Raw genomic sequence first — 16,784 nt, forward strand, 5'->3', positions numbered from 1 at the left:
AGAAAGGAGGGGAAATATGGCACTGTTTAAATCATTAAATAAACCAGTAGGAACTAGTGAACCATTTTTAGATGCAGTTATCTCAATGACTAGTACGGATAATACAACTTATACAGATATTAAAGCATTAAAAAATAGTGATGTGTTTACCGCTGTAAAAATTATAGCCAGTGACATTGCTTCTAGTCCAATTGAATTAATCGAAGATAAAATGGTTCTGACATCACATGACTTAGACTATTTGTTAAATGTAAGACCAAGTGAAGAAGTGGACGGATGGCATTTCAGATTTGCGTTAGCAGTTAATATGTTGCTAAACGGTAATAGTTTTGCTGAAATCATTCGAGAAGATAGCAAAATAAAAAGTTTGAGACTATTAAAAAATTCATCAGTGACATTATTAGAAAATGATACCAATGATTTAGTCTATCGAATTAGTGAAGAAACAAAAAAAAGAGATTTATCATCAAAAGACATTTTACATTTTAGGTATTTTTCACAAGATGGAGTTGTTGGTATCTCTCCTTTATATAGCTTAAAGGATGAACTAGACATACAAGACGCTGGTAACAAAACACTCTTTAATTTCTTTAAACGCGGAATCAATAGTAATGGTGTTTTAAAAGTAAATAAAGCTGATTTGGATGTGGAAGCAAAGCAATCTATTCGTAAAAAGTTTGAAGAAGCGAATGGTTCAGATAATGGTGATAATGCGATTCGTACGATTGTTTTAGACGAAACAATGGACTATAAAACATTAGAAATAAATACTGAAGTATTGAAACTAGTTAATTCAACAGATTGGAATACGAAACAGATTGCAAAAGTATTTGGTATTCCAACAGATAGATTAGGTGTTGAGAATCAACATTCAAGTACCATTCAATCGAATTTAATGTACTTACAAAATACATTAGGTCATTACTTAACAGTATTTACGTCAGAATTAAGGAAGAAATTACTTAGGAATAAAAAGCAGTCCTTCCGCTTTAATACCGAGCGTTTACTTGAAACTGATCCAGTGAATCGATTAGAAACCACCATTAAAGCCGTTCAAGGCTCACTACTTACTGTAAATGAAGGACGACAACGATTAGGATTGCCACAAGTGGAAGGCGGTGACAGGCTTTTTGCAAGTTTAAATTATACTTATCTTGATAATTTAGAGAACTATCAGATGAGAAAGGATGAAGAATATGGAAGTAAACAAAGAGAAACGATTGACGAATGAAGCCAATCTTGAATCAACTGAAAATAAGGTTGATGAAAAAACGGAACAAAAAACCATTTCTGGTTATGCGTTAAAGTTTGGAAAAGAAAGTAAAGACTTAGGTGGTTTTATTGAGGTAATCACTCCCGAAGCCTTAAAAGAGGTTGATTTATCGGACGTGTATTTATTGCAGAATCACGATTATAGCAAGCCACTAGCTAGTACGAAAGCTGGGACGCTTAAATTAACGATTGATGAAGTGGGATTAAGATTTGAAGCCACTCTTAATGATACAAGCTATGCCAAAGATGTCTTTGAAAATGTTCAAAAAGGACTAGTAGACAGTATGAGTTTTGGTTTCACAATGGGACTAGATTCATTTGATAAAAAAGAAAGTGGTGAAGTGGTTCGTTCCATTGAAGCCATTAAGAATTTAAATGAAATATCCGTTGTGACTGTTCCAGCGTACAATGACACAAATGTTCAAGTAGACAAGCGTTCCTATGAAGCGTTTATGGATAATCATCAAGCAACTAAAACAAACGAGAGCTTAGAATCGACTTCTAAGACACAAAAGGAGACTAAAAACATGAAAACATTAATTGATAACGAACAAACAGAAACAAGAAACTTTGAAAACTTTATCCGTTCGTATGGTGAAGAACGTGACGGACTAACAACACAAAATACAAGCGTGGTTATTCCTAAAGATGTGATTGGGGAAGTGTTCCAATTAAAACGTGCTAATCAATCATTAATTGATTTGGTTACAGTAAAAGAAGTATCAAACGGTCAAGGAAAATACCCGATTGCGACAAACCCACAAACAGCCATTTTAGCCACTAAAGAAGAACTAGCCGAGATTGAAGATATTGAAGCAGAAATGTTTAAACAGGTTGAATACAATGTCAAAACTCGTGCAGGTAAGATTGCTTTATCAAATGAAGTGATTGAAGATAGTGCAGTGAATATTGTAGCAGAAGTGAAATCACAGTTGGCTCAATTAGTCGTTAACACTGACAATCAAAATATTATAAAATTACTTAAAACATTCAAAAAGGTATCTGCGACAACTCTAGATGATTTGAAGAAAGTCTTTAATGTGGAGTTAGATCCTGCGTTAACTAAAACAGTGGTAACGAATCAAACAGGGTTTAACCATTTAGATACAATGAAAGATAGTCAAGGTCGTTATATCTTACAACCCGATGTGACAGCTCCAAGTGGTTATGCGTTGTTTGGTGCTCCTTTACAAGTGCTTAGTGATAAACTACTAACCAACACAGGAAAAGCCTTCCCATTGATTATGGGTGATTTAAAACAAGCGGTATTTGTGGCAAGACGTAACCAAGTCACAACACAGTGGGAAAAATTTGATTTTTACTCACAAGGTTTAGCCGTGATTACACGTTCAGATTATCAAAAGATTGATGAAGAAGCGGTTAGATACGTGGAATTTACACCAGCAACAGGAGAATAACATCATAGGGTAGTCGATAATTCGGCTATCCTTTCTTTTTAAATTCGTACTCGAGTACGAATATTGACACGTGTCAACATTTGTTCTTCTGGTAAGGTGGCGATTAAGTAAAGAGAATTGAGTCCTAAATCGAAACTCGTGTTTCGGTTTTTAAATTCTTTGTAAACTCGAATATACTTATTAAATCGTTCAACGTCGAACTATTCGGATCAAACTTGCCAACGTTGGCAAAATTCAAATTGTTTGATGTCAAATAATTTGTAAATAAACCGACGTCGGTTTAAATTTCGTAACGTTTAGAAATTTTCAAATAGTGCAACGTTGCTCAATTTAGGTGAAACAAATCCCTACCTTATCGCTACTCTACTGGAGAAAAAAAGTATTTGAGATAAATGTTTCAACGTTGAAACATTCCAAATTCTTCAACGTTGATGAATTTGTAAATGTGGATATGTTCACACAATTAAGGAGGAAAATATGACAGAAGTAAAAGATATAAAAAATAGTCTTAGAATAGACCACTCAATAGATGATGATATGCTTCAAAGTCTAATTGAAACAGCAAGTAATTATATTATCCAGGCGATTGATAGCAATGCCAAAGAAGGCATTATTGAGGACTACAAGCAATTTGATTGGGCAGTTAGTCTATTAACTCAACATTGGTATTTAAACCGACAAGAAGCTAGTAGTGAACGTATTCCAGTAACGGTACAATCAATGATACAACAAATGCGAGGTAAGTATTATGCCAATCATTAAGCATGTAAATGAATTGAATGAACGTATTGGGGTTTATAAGATAAAACCTAACAAGGGACCCGAACCAGGCGAAGGAGAACCACAATTATTATTTGAGTGCTGGGCAAAAATTCGTACGCAAACTGTTTCAGATATTCAAAAAAATTATGGAACAGAATTTGAGGATACGATACAAATTGTTATAAGGCAGTTGCAAGATTATGATATCAATAACAAGATGAAAGTGATGTATAAAGGAACCTTATATAATATTTTTAAAATCAATCCAGACAACGCTAATAAAGAGTTTATGGTGCTTTTTGTTCGTAGTAATAATTGACTACAAATGTAGACGTTGGTATAATAAAAGTAGTAAATGATTGGATTAGCTACCATGATTTTACAGATAAATTTATCGAAAATTCTTATGGATGTGAAAATTGTAGGCATGATTGCAAGCATGCTGGACTAACTGAAATAAGAGTTTAAACGTATACGAAAATACAACTCCAATGTTGATTGGAAATTTGAAACGAAGTATTCTAGGCTATCGTTATGAGCGTACCAACGTACGTAACCTTTTAACACACTCTTAACAGGGTGTGTTTTTTTGTGTATAATAAATGAAAGGAGTGTGCATAAGAGTGGTTAGAGACAATAGACCTATTTATCAAATAGAAAATGAATTGTTGGGGATTTATACTGACGAATATGAAATGAAGTTAATGAAGTTATACAATAAATTAGAAACAAAAGAAATAACGAGCGAAGCATTTAAGCAACAAAAAACTAAAATAGAAAAAGATTTTGAATGGAATAAAGAACATATAAGTAAAGAGGCATATGAACAAGCGGGGAAAACTTTCTATGATGATGAACGTTGGGATTAATATATAGTGCCCGCATAAATTGGATTACTTTTTTGACCCAGTTATTTTAGGGTATAAATTTTAATCTGACCCAGATATTGACCCAGATTGAAATGATTTTTATTGAATTACAATGATGTTTATATAATAGTAGAAAGTTGATATATTAGTATGTATTACATTTAAATATATACTATTTTAACAATACTTAAATGGACCAAGCAAAAGCTGCTTTAGCTAAATAATTTAAAAAGCCTTAGAAAACATTGAATGTTTTCTAAGGCTTTTTTGTTTAGTATGGTAAATAATTTAATAATTTTGTCAGATCATTTATTTGTCCTTGTAAACTTGAACCAATCGTTGTATCACGAACATATTTTCTTTCAACAGGTCTATCAACAATACGTTTGATAGAAACAATATCATCATTTTGTAAAATCACTTCTTCTACAGAAGAAAATGGTTTGTGTGCGACTAATTGCATACCATATGAATTATACAGTAAGGTGTATCCTGCGATTCCTGTTGTCTTTTGGTATGGTTTTGAAAACCCACCATCAATCACTAACATTTTACCACCGGCTTTAATTGGCGTCTCACCTTTAATTTCTTTTACTGGCGTATGACCATTTATAAGGTGGCTATCATCTTTATAGAGACCAAACTCTGATAGAATAAAGGAAATAGTTTCTTCATTTTCTCTAAGCGTGTAATAAGCGTTTTTTTCTTCAATATGTGTGGATTTATCTTCAATAAAGTAACGCTCAAAAGTCGTCATTTCTTTTTTTCCAAATAAAGAAGAGTTCTCACCAGACCATAAGTACCATAATAAGTCTGTATCAAAATCATCGTATGTTTCTGGACTGGTATAAGCTTTTCTAAGGCTTGTCTCAAAGAAATCTAGCAGTTCTTTTCCTTTATACGACCCGTTAGTTAGTTTAAATTCTTTTAAGGAGCCATCTTTATTTAAGGGAACGCATCCATGTATCAGTAGGTTATCATTATAAACTAAATACATATTGCCTTTTTTGACTAAAAAATCAGTATGTCGTTTTAGTTTTTCAGAGTGGATAAAGTTTTGCATCAGTCTTTCGATGATATCTTCTTCTTCAGGTGTAAGTATTGAAGGATTGTCAGGATTGACTGTCATAAAACAAGTATTAGTTAAAGGATATTCTTTTCCTTTTATCGAGACAGTTAACTGGTCAAAATTTGTATGTGATAATAATTTACGGTGATCCATATCAAATTCAGGTCGTCTTTGAACTAATTGTTCTTCTAGTTTGAATTGTAAGATAGCTGCGGCCTGATGCATTTTAGTTGTTTCTAACAGTTCTTCTTTAGAAGAATAGGTTTCAGGAGTTGTTTTTGGTCTAAAGGCTTCGTTATCTAGGTAATATTTTTCAGCATAAGTAAGTAGTGGTCGCAAATTAATGCCATAAGTATCTTCTATTATATCTAAATTATTATAACGAGCGGATATTCGAATAATATTCATCATACATAACGGTGATCCAGCAGCTGCTCCAATCCAAATAATATCATGGTTTCCCCACTGTATATCAACAGAATGATAATCAATTAAGGCGTCAATGATTTTATCAGGTTCAGGTCCTCTGTCGTAAATATCGCCGACGACATGGAGATGGTCTACAACAAGTCGTTGAATGGTGTAACACAAATCAATAATTAAAGCGTTTCCTTGTTTAAGCGTTAAAACATCTGATATGATTTGGTTATAGTATTCTTTTTTATCAGTATTTGTTTTAACCTGATATAAAAGTTCTTCAATAATGTAAGAAAAACGTTTAGGTAATGATTTTCTTAATTTTGAACGAGTATATTTACTTGCACTAAATTTAATTAATCGAATGAGTTGATCAATTGTTTGTCTATACCAATTAGTGTCAATTTGTTTTTCGATGTGTTTGAGTTTTTGTTCTGGATAATAGATGAGTGAAGCAAGTGTTTGTTTTTCTTCATCCGTTAACTCGTTATTGAAGACATCATTTATCTTTTCCTTAACGTTTCCAGAGCCGTTATGTAGTAAATGTTGAAAGGCATTAAACTCTCCATGCAAATCACTAACAAAGTGTTCCGTTCCTTTAGGTAAATTTTGAATCGCTTTCAAATTTATGATTTCGCTAATGATGTTTTCTTTATTTTTGTATTGTTTGTAGAGTAAATCAAGATATTTATTTTGTTCTTCCATAATCCCTATACCTTTTCTTTTTTAGGTTAATAGTAGTATATAGAGTTATATTAGTCAATCTATACCAATTAGTAAAATTTACCTAATTGTCAAATGAAGAAAAAGTTTGTATAATTTTAAAGGATTGGAAAGGTGATAAAAATGAGAAATGAAATGATGTATCGTCCAGTGTTAAAAGACGAGATAATCGATTTAATTAGATATAGACAGCCTGAAATGAGTGGAAAAGTCGGAGAAATCCAACAAGAAGCAAAAGAAACAGGAGTGCCAGTTATTCCCAATGAGACGGCTACGTTTCTGCGTTTCTTTTTAAAACAAATAAAAGCCAAAAATGTATTAGAAGTGGGAACAGCGATAGGTTTTTCGGCTAGTCTGATGATTGATGCTATGGGTCCAGATAGTCATGTTACGACGATTGATCGGTTTGATGTCATGATTAGACGAGCAAAAAAAACATTCGAAAAACTAGGAATAGAAGATCAAGTAACACTACTTGAGGGGGACGCTAAAGATATTTTAGGAACACTTGATGGACCGTTTGATTTTATTTTTATGGATAGTGCTAAATCAAAATACATTGAATTTTTACCAGATTGTTTAAGATTGGTGAAAGAAGGTGGCGTGATTATGATTGATGATGTATTTCAAGCAGGAACAGTCATGCACGACATAAAGGACATTCCTAAAAGTCAAAGAACAATTTATAGAAAATTGAATAAATTGTATGATGCTGTACTTGGAAATGAGGATTTATCAGTGACTATCTTGCCACTAGGTGATGGTGTGTTAATGATCTCAAAAGAAGTTGCAGAAGTAAATTTAATAGTTGATTAAAGAATGTGACATATACACATTCTTTTTTTGTTACAATAAGACAATAAAAAAACCAATTGATAAACACCTTATCAACTGGTTTAAATAACGTCGCAGGAGGGATTCGAACCCCCGACCGTTCGCTTAGAAGGCGAATGCTCTATCCAGCTGAGCTACTGCGACTGGATAATTAAAAGTATATGCTGTTTTAAACAACAGAATAATCATAAACAATTTTTAGAGAATAGTCAACAGTTTTTTTAATTTTCATTTGTCAAATTAAGCTAGACAAAATATCGTTGTCTACATAACTCAAAAATACTTCCAATGGTGTTTTATAGTTTAATGATTTTCTAGGAATATTATTTCTTTTAGAAGCGATAGATTGGATAAAAGATTCCTCAACTTTGTTGAAATCCATTTGTTTAGGTAATCCATCTTTACGTAATAACCCATTAGAGTTTTCATTTAAGCCACGTTGTGATGGTGTTCCTGGATCGGCAAAATAAATATCAATATCATTTAGATTGCTGATTGATTTCCAATTAGAAAATTCTTTACCACAATCGAATGTGATTGATTTAAATAGATGGCATGGAAACTTTTTAAACCAATTATTTAAACTATTTTCGATATCTATTGCTCGTCTGCCTATTGGTTTTAACGTAATAATCACTTTCGATAGTCTTTCAACGAGTGTGATAACAGCACTTTTATGATCTTTTCCAACAATTGTGTCACCTTCAAGGTGACCAAATTCATTATTAAAGAGTTGATAGTCCTTATTACGTTGATGGATGGTTCTTTTAAAGGCTTGTTTACCTCTTTTTTCTTTATAACCATTCGCTTTCCTTTTACCTTTCATAGGTAATGCGGTCAAATCAAACAGTCCTTGCTTAAATAATCTATAAAGAGTACTGATAGAACATGAGATAGGAAACTCAGCACGACCAATAATGACATCTGGAGTCCATCCTTGAACAACCTTCTTTTGAATGTATTCTGTTTCATTATCAGATAAAGAAATAGGACGCCTGCCACAATTCTTTTTATTATTTTTGTATCTTTTATAGTAATCTAGTGCAGATAATCCCTCATCAAAAGCTTTGTAAACATTATAGATAGTCTGTTTTGCTCGTTTCAATTGTTTCGCAACGTATGTTCCTTTTTTATTTTGATGGTAATAAGCTTCTATCAAAACTAGCTCGTCTGTAGTAAGATGTGTATAGGTCATTTGTGATCACTCTCCTTGTTTTCTTTGGTTGGAAATACAATTTGAGTGTATCACAAATGATTTTTTAGTTGTCTAGCTTAATTTTACAATCGGCGAATAAAAAAATTTGTCATTAAAAAACTTGACCTAAAAGGAAAATTAAAAGAAAAAATGGATGATAAACAAACGAAAATTAAAAATACTAGACAAAAAGTAGAAGTATGATGTATACTTACAAAAGTATTGTTGATATTATGGGGAAATTAAACAATATAACAATTAATTTAGGTGTAAGGGGAATATACAATATGGGGAAAATTGATCCACGAGTCATTAAAACTCGTAAAAAACTAAGACAGGCTTTTTTAGATTTATTAAAAACTCGTAGCTTAAGCGAGATGAATATTAAAGATTTAACTAATCAAGCAGGTGTTACCAGAGGAACTTTTTATTTACATTACCGAGATAAAGATACATTTATTGAGACGATTATGGAAGAAATTATTGAAGATTTCTATGAATCAGTCATTGAGTATGTACCTTATCAAGGGGATGACGAGAAACAAATTCCAAGAATTGTTTTAGATAAAGTGTTTGCTTATATTGGTAACTCACCAGAGTTTTTTGTCACGCTGCTTAATGAAAACGATGCAGAAGACTATCGTGTGCTATTTAGCGAACGTTTATACGACTATGTATTAGCTCATGTAAATTACGGAAACTCTATCCCAGTTAGAAAAATGCCCAAGGAATTAGTGAATAACTTTGTTGTTTACTCATTGTTAGGTATTGCAAACGCTTGGGTGAATGAAGGACAAATTTATGCTAATCATTATATTGCAGCAATGGTTTCTAAGATGTATCGTTCTGAATTATTCATAGAAGTTGGATTATCAGACTTTTTTGTATCAGAAACAATCTAAATTTAAAGAGAATGGTCAAAAGTTGTTGACCATTCTCTTTTTTTTTGGTACCATGTTAATGTTGTATTTGTGTGCACCACAACTACAACCGCACGAAACAAGTATTAAGAACGCGAGTCGCTTGTGACGGCGAGTCTAAGTAAAGAGAAGGAGGTGCGGAACAAACATGTACGCTATTGTAAAAACTGGTGGAAAACAAGTTAAAGTAGAAGTAGGTCAAGCAATTTACGTTGAAAAATTAGACGTAGAAGCTGGCGGTAAAGTTGTGTTTGATGAAGTCGTTTTAGTAGGTGGAGAATCAACAAAAGTTGGGACACCACTTGTAGAAGGAGCAACTGTTGAAGGAACTGTTGAAAAACAAGGAAAACAAAAGAAAGTTGTCACTTACAAATACAAACCTAAAAAAGATAGTCATCGTAAGCAAGGTCATCGTCAACCTTATACAAAAGTTATGATTGAAGCAATTAATGCCTAATTCTTAGAAAGTAGGTATGCTTGTGATACAGGCTAAATTTAAGCAAACTGAGACCGGTGAGTTTTTATCATTTGAAATGGATGGACATGCTGAGTCAGGGCCTTTTGGCTATGATATCGTGTGTGCTGCGGCCTCTGCTTTATCTATTAATACGATAAATAGTATTAATGAGTTAGCAGGTTATACGCCCATCTATGATATGGAATCAGGGTATCTTTATTTTGAAAGATTAGAGTCTTTATCAGATAGACAAATTGATATAACAAATCTTTTGGTTCACAGTTTATTGATTGGGTTACGCTCAATCGAAGCTGATAATCAAGCATTTATACAAGTTAAACTTAGTCAAGGAGGTGCAAATCCATGTTAAAAATGAATCTACAATTATTCGCCCATAAAAAAGGTGGAGGTTCTACTACTAACGGTCGTGATTCAAGATCAAAACGTTTAGGTGCTAAACGTGCTGATGGTCAAACTGTATCAGGTGGATCAATTTTATACCGTCAACGCGGAACAAAAATTTATCCAGGTGAAAATGTTGGTCGTGGTGGAGATGATACATTGTATGCAAAAGTGGACGGAGTTGTTCGTTTCGAACGCAAAGGACGCGAAAAAACACAAGTATCTGTTTATCCAGTGGCTAAATAATTTACTAATTAAAGCAACTTATTCAATAGAGTAGGTTGCTTTTTTTGTTGCGTTTGATTTTATTTCACTCGTAAGTTTGTTATAATAAAAAGTAGCATAATGAAAGAGGGCGACGTAAATGATGGAACGTGTAGAAAAATTACGAAGTAAAATGGTAGAACGTGGAATAGATAGCTTTTTAATTACTAATTCATATAATTTAAGATACTTAACTGGTTTTACAGGAACGACGGGTGTAGCGTTGATTACACTAGATAAAGCCTATTTCATTACGGATTTTAGATATACAGAACAAGCAAGCGAACAATGTAAAGGATATGAAATTGTGAAAAATGTTGAACCTGTGTTTAATGTAGCAGCTGATTTAGTTAATAGTTCTGCAGCACAAAACATGGCGTTTGAAGAACAAACAGTGTCATTTTTCCAGTATACTGTCCTTGAAGAGTTAGTGAATGTAGATTTAGTCCCTGTTACTGGTATGATTGAAACACTACGTGAAGTGAAAGACGTAGCAGAAATTGAAACAATTCGTAAAGCTTGTCAAATTGCAGATGCTGCGTTTGAGCATATCTTGACTTATATCAAACCCGGCATGACAGAAATTCAAGTAGCTAATGAATTAGACTTTTATATGAGAAGTTTAGGAGCAAGCGGTGTATCATTTGATACAATTGTCGCAAGTGGATTGCGTTCAGCAATGCCTCATGGAGTGGCGAGTGACAAAAAAATTGAAGTAGGAGATTTTATTACAATAGACTTTGGTTGCTACTATAATGGCTATGTATCAGACATGACTCGTACGATTTCTTTGGGTGAACCAAGTGAAAAATTAAAAGAAATCTATCAGATTGTTAAAGACGCACAACAACTTGTTTTAGACAAAGCTAGACCAGGTATGACAGGTGTCGAACTAGATGCAATCGCAAGAGATTATATTACTGAAAAAGGGTACGGCGAAGCGTTTGGGCATTCGACAGGTCATGGTATTGGTTTAGAAATTCACGAAGGTCCTAATGTGTCTAAATTAGCTGAAAAAACATTTGTTCCAGGTAATGTCATTACAAATGAACCTGGCATCTATTTACCGGGGATTGGTGGGGTTCGAATCGAAGATGACATGTTAGTAACAGAAGATGGCATCGACCGATTGACACACTCTCCAAAAGAGCTTATTATTTTATAGAAATTTTTGTGAATCACAAAGGTTTAGGAGGCCGTTATGATATCAGTTAATGATTTAAAAACTGGGTTAACAATCGAAGTTGATGGTAATATATTTAGAGTAATTGAGTTTCAACATGTTAAACCTGGAAAAGGTGCTGCATTTGTGAGAACCAAACTTAAAAATCTAAGAAATGGCAATACTGCTGAGAAGACATTTCGCGGAGGAGAAAAAGTAGCAAAGGCACAAATTGACAATAAAAAAATGCAGTATCTTTATGAATCTGGTGGTAGTTATGTTTTCATGGATATGGATACATATGAGCAGTTAGAATTACCATTTGAAACCATTGAGGATGAATTAAATTATTTATTGGAAAACAGTGAGTGTCATATTATGATGTATGGTACAGAAACTATTGGAATAAATCTTCCAAATACGGTAGAATTAGAAGTCAAAGAAACAGAACCAGGAATTAAAGGAGATACGTCATCAGGAGGCTCAAAACCTGCTATAATGGAAACAGGTTTAGTTGTCCAAGTACCTTTCTTTATTAGTGAGGGTGACCGTTTGATTATTAATACATCTGATGGTTCATATGTTTCTCGTGCATAGTGATAGACTAAAGGAGGAAGTTTAATGTCAGAAAATAAAAATTTGGTATTAAGTAACCAAAACCAAGCAATTGACGGAGAAATTGTTGTTGCTCCTGAAGTGATAGAAGTTATTGTAGGTATTGCTGCATCAAAAGTATCTGGTGTTTATGGCATGCGCGGTAACTTAGCATCTAATGTTGCTGAACTTTTTGGAAGTTCCGTACATGATAAAGGAGTGTATTTAACAAACGATTCAGGAAAAATAACACTAGATCTGTATTGCTTTTTAAATTATGGTGTCTCTGTTCCTAAGACAGCCATTGATATGCAAGAAAAAGTAAAACAGCAAGTTCTTTATATGACAGATTTAGAAATAGCAGAAGTAAATGTGCATGTTGTAGGTGTAGTGCCAGAAAAAACAACATTACCAGATTTAAATGAATTATTTGATTCAGAAAATGAGGAAGATTAGAGTGGGATTAACAAGACACCAGTTAAGAGAAGTAGCTTTTCAGACGATATTTTCGATGATGTACCAAGAAGATGCAGCAATCATTGACTCGATTTCTTATACGTTATCATTAATGGATGAAAAATTTGAGTTAGAAGAAGAAGATTTAGTGATTCCAACCTATTTGGAAGTAGTTGTTACTGGAATAATGGAAAAACAGACTATACTAGATTCAATCATCGAAAAGCATTTAAAAGGTTGGAAAATTAATCGTTTAGCGAAAGCTGACTTGATTATTTTACGCCTGGCCATTTTTGAAATGTTATATTTAAAAGATGTACCCAATAAAGTATCGTTGAATGAGGCGTTGGAATTAGCAAAAACGTATAGTGATGAAGAATCTAAACGTTTTATTAATGGTGTATTATCATCTGTTTTGAACGATATCGAAAATCAAAATAATTAACAAAAGTAAAGATTAATTTCTTTGCTTTTTTTATTTTGTGAAAAAACAAGAGTTTAATAGAACAAATAATTAAAAGAGAGCATAAAAATTGCTAATAAAATTGCGAGAAGGCATAATTATGCTTGCTGTATAAGGAGTTTGGATAATTGAGTAATATAAAGGATGCAATTAATAATCAAAATAAAAACAATGGTGTTTTTTAACAGAGTCATTAATTAATAGAAATTATATGAAGTAAGGAACAAATTCGATTTATAGCGGAAATTTAACTATAAAGAGGAGAATGGAAGATGAAGAAAGTTAATAAACGTGTGCTGGTTTTAGTGAGTATGGTAGCTTGTTTAATGTTTGGTGGAATCGTTGTGTACGCTAGTGCTGTCATTTGGGGCGGAGAAGATGATATCAAGGGAATCGAAGTTGTTTTAGATAAATTACAATCAGCTGTTCAATCAAGAGATGATAAATTAAAAGAAAGTGCCGGCAAAATTGAAAGCGAATTATCAGAAAAAGAAACACTTACAGAAACAATCAAAAGTAAAGAGCAGGAAATTGACGAACTAAACGAAAAGCAGATAGAACTCGAGGTTAAAATTGAGGAATTAAATGCTACTATAGAAACACAAAAGAAAAATTTAGCAGCAAAAGATGCATATAGAGAAGCAGAAATCGCTGAAATGGAATCATACTATACTGGAGAAGTTAAAAAATACCAAGAACAAGTAAGAGCTGAGGAAGCAGAAAAGAATGCGGTTCTTGAGAAATTAAATAATTTAACAATTGAAAAAGAAGAATTAGACAAAGAACTTACACGTTTGAAAAAAGCAAGTAATGAAAAAGATGGCAAACTAGAAAAAGCTAGAACAGACGTAAAAGAGTTACGAGAAAAAGCTGAGAGTATTTTAGAAGAAGTAAATACAAATGAAAATGACCAGTAATTTTTATTGTCGAAATGAATATTCATAGTATAATAAGAACTAATTATAATAAACGCACCTCTAAAGTTTGAGGGTGTATTGTTATGATTAGTTTTTTATTTATTAGAAGCAAATATGTTAAAATAGAACGTAATTAAAAAATGAAGGGATGGAGACGATGACAGTAATTTTAGACGGGAAAGCATTAGCCAATAAAATGCAAGCAAATTTAGCTAATGAAGTGGCGGATTGGAAAAGTAAAGGCTACCGTATACCTAAACTAGTAGTGATTCTAATAGGGGAAGACAGTGCTAGTAAAGTATATGTGAAAAATAAAGAAAAATCAGCCCAAAAAATCGGATTCCATTCAGTAGTTAGAAGATTAGATGAATCAGTTAGTGAGGCGGAGTTGTTAGACATCATTGCAGAGTATAATCAAGATGAAACAGTGGATGGTATCTTAGTACAGCTACCATTACCTAAACATATTGATGAGGAGAATGTGTTACTTGCTATTGATCCTAAAAAAGATGTGGACGGATTTCATCCACTTAATGTAGGAAAACTTTTTGTTGGAGATCCTGACATGCATCCGTGCACGCCTTTTGGTATTATTACATTACTAAAAGAGCATAATATTGAGTTAGTTGGAAAAAAAGTTGTGATAATAGGTAGAAGTAATATCGTTGGAAAACCTTTAATGCACATGATGTTAAATGAAGATGCTACTGTCACTATTACTCATTCAAAAACTAAAAATTTAAAAGAAGAAACATTAACAGCAGATGTATTGGTTGCGGCAATTGGACAAGCTGAGTTTATTACATCTGATTATGTAAAAGATGGAGCAGTTGTCATTGATGTTGGGATGAATCGAAATAGCGATGGTAAACTAGTTGGGGATGTAGATTTTGCAGATGTGTTACCTAAAGTTAGTGCGATTACGCCAGTTCCAGGAGGTGTTGGTCCAATGACAATAACTATGCTAATGGAACAAACGATGTATCAAGGTAGAAAACATTGTGGAGAGGAAAGCCATGACAACAAGTGATTATTTAACGGTCACAGCATTAACAAAATATTTAAAACGTAAATTTGATGCAGACCCATATTTAGAGAAAGTTTATTTGACTGGTGAAGTATCAAATTTTCGAGCCAGAGCAAATAGCCATCAATATTTTAGCTTGAAAGATGATAAGGCTAAAATTTCAGCAGTAATGTTTAAAGGGGCATACCAAAAACTAAAATTTACTCCTGAAGAGGGGATGAAAGTTTTAGTGGTTGGTCGCCTCTCTCTTTATGAGGCATCTGGTAATTATCAAATTTATATTGATCATATGGAACCAGATGGAGTAGGTGCTTTGTACCAGGCTTATGAGCAACTAAAAGCATCACTAGAAAAAGAAGGCTTGTTTAAATTAACGCATAAGCAATCATTAGTGAAGTATCCACAGCGAATTGCGGTTATCACAAGTCCGAGTGGGGCGGTTATTAAAGATATTATGACCACAATACAAAGACGTTATCCTATTGCACAGTTAGTATTATTTCCGACAAAAGTTCAAGGAGATGATGCTGCAGGAGAAATTGTGCAACAAATCAAAGAAGTAGATGCAATTGGCAATTTTGATACGATGATTGTTGGTCGTGGTGGAGGCTCTATTGAAGATTTGTGGTCATTTAATACAGAAGAAGTGGTTCGTGCTGTTTTTGAAGCGAGAACACCGGTTATTTCATCTGTGGGACACGAAACAGATACTACGTTAACAGACCTAGTAGCAGACGTACGAGCGGCAACTCCAACAGCGGCTGCAGAACTAGCAGTACCTGTGTTACAAGAAGAGTTACTTAAAATTCGAGAAAAGCAATCACGATTGTATCATGCACTTGATAATCAATTAAAACATAAACGTGCTCGATTTGAAAAAGCAAGTGAGTCAGTCATATTTAAACAACCAAATCGATTGTATGAAGCATTTTATTTACAATTAGATAATTTAGATCGACGTTTGAAACAGACTATAAGCACTCAGTTACATGAAAAGCAAGTGAAATGGCAAAAGCAATCAGAAAGATTGATGGTAAAAAATCCATCTGAATTAATTAAACGACGTCACCAAGAACGTAAATTTTTGGAACTGAATTTACACAGAGCAATGTCTCAACTCATTAGTGATAAAAAGCAATCTCTTTATCAAACGACTGAATCACTAGATTTACTGAGTCCACTTAAGACAATGGGGCGAGGATATAGTTATGTTACTAAGAATAATCATATTGTAAAAAGTGTCTCAGATGTTAAAATTGGAGATGAGATGATATTGAATGTATCAGATGGCCAGATACAAGCAGAAGTAAAAGAGATAGAAAGTGATGGGAAAGCATGAGTAAAGAAAAACAAACATTTGAAGAGTCAATGGAAGAGCTTGAACAAATCATTAAAGGACTAGAATCAGGAGATGTCCCGTTAGAAACGGCATTGGAAAAGTTTCAACGAGGTGTTGAGTTAAGTAAAGAGTGTCAAAAGACATTAGCAAATGCCGAAAAAACACTGACTAAAGTAATGAGTCAAGATGGTCAAGAAATCGATTTTGAAGCAAAAGGAGACTAA

20 protein-coding genes, 1 tRNA gene and 1 other annotated feature are annotated in these 16,784 nt (G+C 33.2%); of the genes, 18 read left to right on the top strand and 3 right to left on the bottom strand.

Annotated features, from left to right (window positions below; translation table 11 throughout):
• Positions 1-16: 16 nt before the first annotated feature.
• The 5 genes from BW731_RS08585 (at position 17) to BW731_RS08605 (ending at position 4,321) form a co-directional block, all read left to right on the top strand.
• Complete coding sequence (locus tag BW731_RS08585) at positions 17-1,231, top strand: phage portal protein (RefSeq protein ID WP_079347351.1); 1,215 nt, start codon at positions 17-19, stop codon at positions 1,229-1,231.
• Complete coding sequence (locus tag BW731_RS08590; protein WP_079347352.1) at positions 1,188-2,690, top strand: phage major capsid protein; 1,503 nt, start codon at positions 1,188-1,190, stop codon at positions 2,688-2,690. The genes BW731_RS08585 and BW731_RS08590 overlap by 44 nt, the downstream gene beginning before the upstream one ends.
• A 477-nt stretch (positions 2,691-3,167) precedes the next feature.
• Entirely contained in the window at positions 3,168-3,452 is a 285-nt protein-coding gene (locus tag BW731_RS08595; RefSeq protein WP_079347354.1) for a head-tail connector protein, read from the top strand.
• Complete coding sequence (locus BW731_RS08600; protein ID WP_079347356.1) at positions 3,439-3,771, top strand: phage head closure protein; 333 nt, start codon at positions 3,439-3,441, stop codon at positions 3,769-3,771. Before BW731_RS08595 ends, BW731_RS08600 begins: the two co-directional genes overlap by 14 nt.
• 304 nt (positions 3,772-4,075) lie before the next feature.
• Complete coding sequence (locus BW731_RS08605) at positions 4,076-4,321, top strand: hypothetical protein (protein ID WP_079347358.1); 246 nt, start codon at positions 4,076-4,078, stop codon at positions 4,319-4,321.
• 271 nt (positions 4,322-4,592) lie between these two features.
• Here BW731_RS08605 and BW731_RS08610 read toward each other — a convergent pair whose 3' ends face one another.
• Entirely contained in the window at positions 4,593-6,512 is a 1,920-nt protein-coding gene (locus BW731_RS08610) for a fructose-1,6-bisphosphatase (RefSeq protein WP_079347360.1), read from the bottom strand.
• 141 nt (positions 6,513-6,653) lie between these two features.
• Between BW731_RS08610 and BW731_RS08615 the strand changes: the two genes are divergently transcribed.
• Positions 6,654-7,346 (top strand): O-methyltransferase, encoded by a 693-nt coding sequence (locus BW731_RS08615; RefSeq protein WP_079347362.1) that lies wholly within the window; start codon positions 6,654-6,656, stop codon positions 7,344-7,346.
• Positions 7,347-7,434: 88 nt separating this feature from the next.
• Here the strand turns inward: BW731_RS08615 and BW731_RS08620 are convergent.
• Positions 7,435-7,508, bottom strand: a tRNA-Arg gene (locus BW731_RS08620).
• A gap of 91 nt (positions 7,509-7,599) precedes the next feature.
• Positions 7,600-8,559 carry an IS30 family transposase gene (locus BW731_RS08625; RefSeq protein WP_079344899.1) on the bottom strand — a complete coding sequence of 320 codons (960 nt, stop codon included), beginning with the start codon at positions 8,557-8,559 and terminating at the stop codon, positions 7,600-7,602.
• Between the two features lie 203 nt (positions 8,560-8,762).
• On the opposite strand from BW731_RS08625, the gene BW731_RS08630 reads away from it, so the two are divergent.
• The 12 genes from BW731_RS08630 to BW731_RS08685 all read left to right on the top strand — a co-directional run bounded on the left by BW731_RS08630 (position 8,763) and on the right by BW731_RS08685 (position 16,784).
• Positions 8,763-9,461, top strand: a complete 699-nt coding sequence (locus BW731_RS08630; protein ID WP_158080192.1) for a TetR/AcrR family transcriptional regulator — start codon at positions 8,763-8,765, stop codon at positions 9,459-9,461.
• 76 nt (positions 9,462-9,537) lie between these two features.
• Positions 9,538-9,608, top strand: a sequence feature (ribosomal protein L21 leader region).
• 19 nt (positions 9,609-9,627) lie between these two features.
• Positions 9,628-9,936, top strand: coding sequence for a 50S ribosomal protein L21 (gene rplU / locus BW731_RS08635; protein ID WP_071456389.1), 309 nt, complete (start codon positions 9,628-9,630; stop codon positions 9,934-9,936).
• 22 nt (positions 9,937-9,958) lie between these two features.
• A complete protein-coding gene (locus BW731_RS08640) occupies positions 9,959-10,306 on the top strand; it encodes a ribosomal-processing cysteine protease Prp (protein WP_079347366.1) in 348 nt (115 codons plus the stop codon).
• Positions 10,300-10,584 carry a 50S ribosomal protein L27 gene (rpmA, locus tag BW731_RS08645; protein ID WP_071456391.1) on the top strand — a complete coding sequence of 95 codons (285 nt, stop codon included), beginning with the start codon at positions 10,300-10,302 and terminating at the stop codon, positions 10,582-10,584. The genes BW731_RS08640 and rpmA overlap by 7 nt, the downstream gene beginning before the upstream one ends.
• Before the next feature lie 118 nt (positions 10,585-10,702).
• A complete protein-coding gene (locus BW731_RS08650; protein WP_079347368.1) occupies positions 10,703-11,767 on the top strand; it encodes a M24 family metallopeptidase in 1,065 nt (354 codons plus the stop codon).
• Positions 11,768-11,803: 36 nt separating this feature from the next.
• Positions 11,804-12,361: an elongation factor P gene (gene efp, locus BW731_RS08655; protein WP_079347370.1), complete on the top strand. Its 558-nt coding sequence runs from the start codon at positions 11,804-11,806 to the stop codon at positions 12,359-12,361.
• Between the two features lie 24 nt (positions 12,362-12,385).
• Complete coding sequence (locus BW731_RS08660; protein WP_079347372.1) at positions 12,386-12,814, top strand: Asp23/Gls24 family envelope stress response protein; 429 nt, start codon at positions 12,386-12,388, stop codon at positions 12,812-12,814.
• Complete coding sequence (nusB, locus tag BW731_RS08665; protein WP_143592806.1) at positions 12,810-13,259, top strand: transcription antitermination factor NusB; 450 nt, start codon at positions 12,810-12,812, stop codon at positions 13,257-13,259. The genes BW731_RS08660 and nusB overlap by 5 nt, the downstream gene beginning before the upstream one ends.
• Positions 13,260-13,549: 290 nt before the next feature.
• On the top strand, positions 13,550-14,194 hold the full coding sequence (locus tag BW731_RS08670; RefSeq protein WP_079347374.1) for a coiled-coil domain-containing protein: 645 nt from the start codon (positions 13,550-13,552) through the stop codon (positions 14,192-14,194).
• Positions 14,195-14,351: 157 nt separating this feature from the next.
• Positions 14,352-15,224, top strand: coding sequence for a bifunctional methylenetetrahydrofolate dehydrogenase/methenyltetrahydrofolate cyclohydrolase FolD (gene folD / locus BW731_RS08675; protein ID WP_079347376.1), 873 nt, complete (start codon positions 14,352-14,354; stop codon positions 15,222-15,224).
• Entirely contained in the window at positions 15,211-16,560 is a 1,350-nt protein-coding gene (gene xseA / locus BW731_RS08680) for an exodeoxyribonuclease VII large subunit (RefSeq protein WP_079347378.1), read from the top strand. Before folD ends, xseA begins: the two co-directional genes overlap by 14 nt.
• Complete coding sequence (locus tag BW731_RS08685; protein ID WP_071456397.1) at positions 16,557-16,784, top strand: exodeoxyribonuclease VII small subunit; 228 nt, start codon at positions 16,557-16,559, stop codon at positions 16,782-16,784. Before xseA ends, BW731_RS08685 begins: the two co-directional genes overlap by 4 nt.

Source organism: Vagococcus martis, from assembly GCF_002026305.1.
GTDB lineage: Bacteria > Bacillota > Bacilli > Lactobacillales > Vagococcaceae > Vagococcus > Vagococcus martis.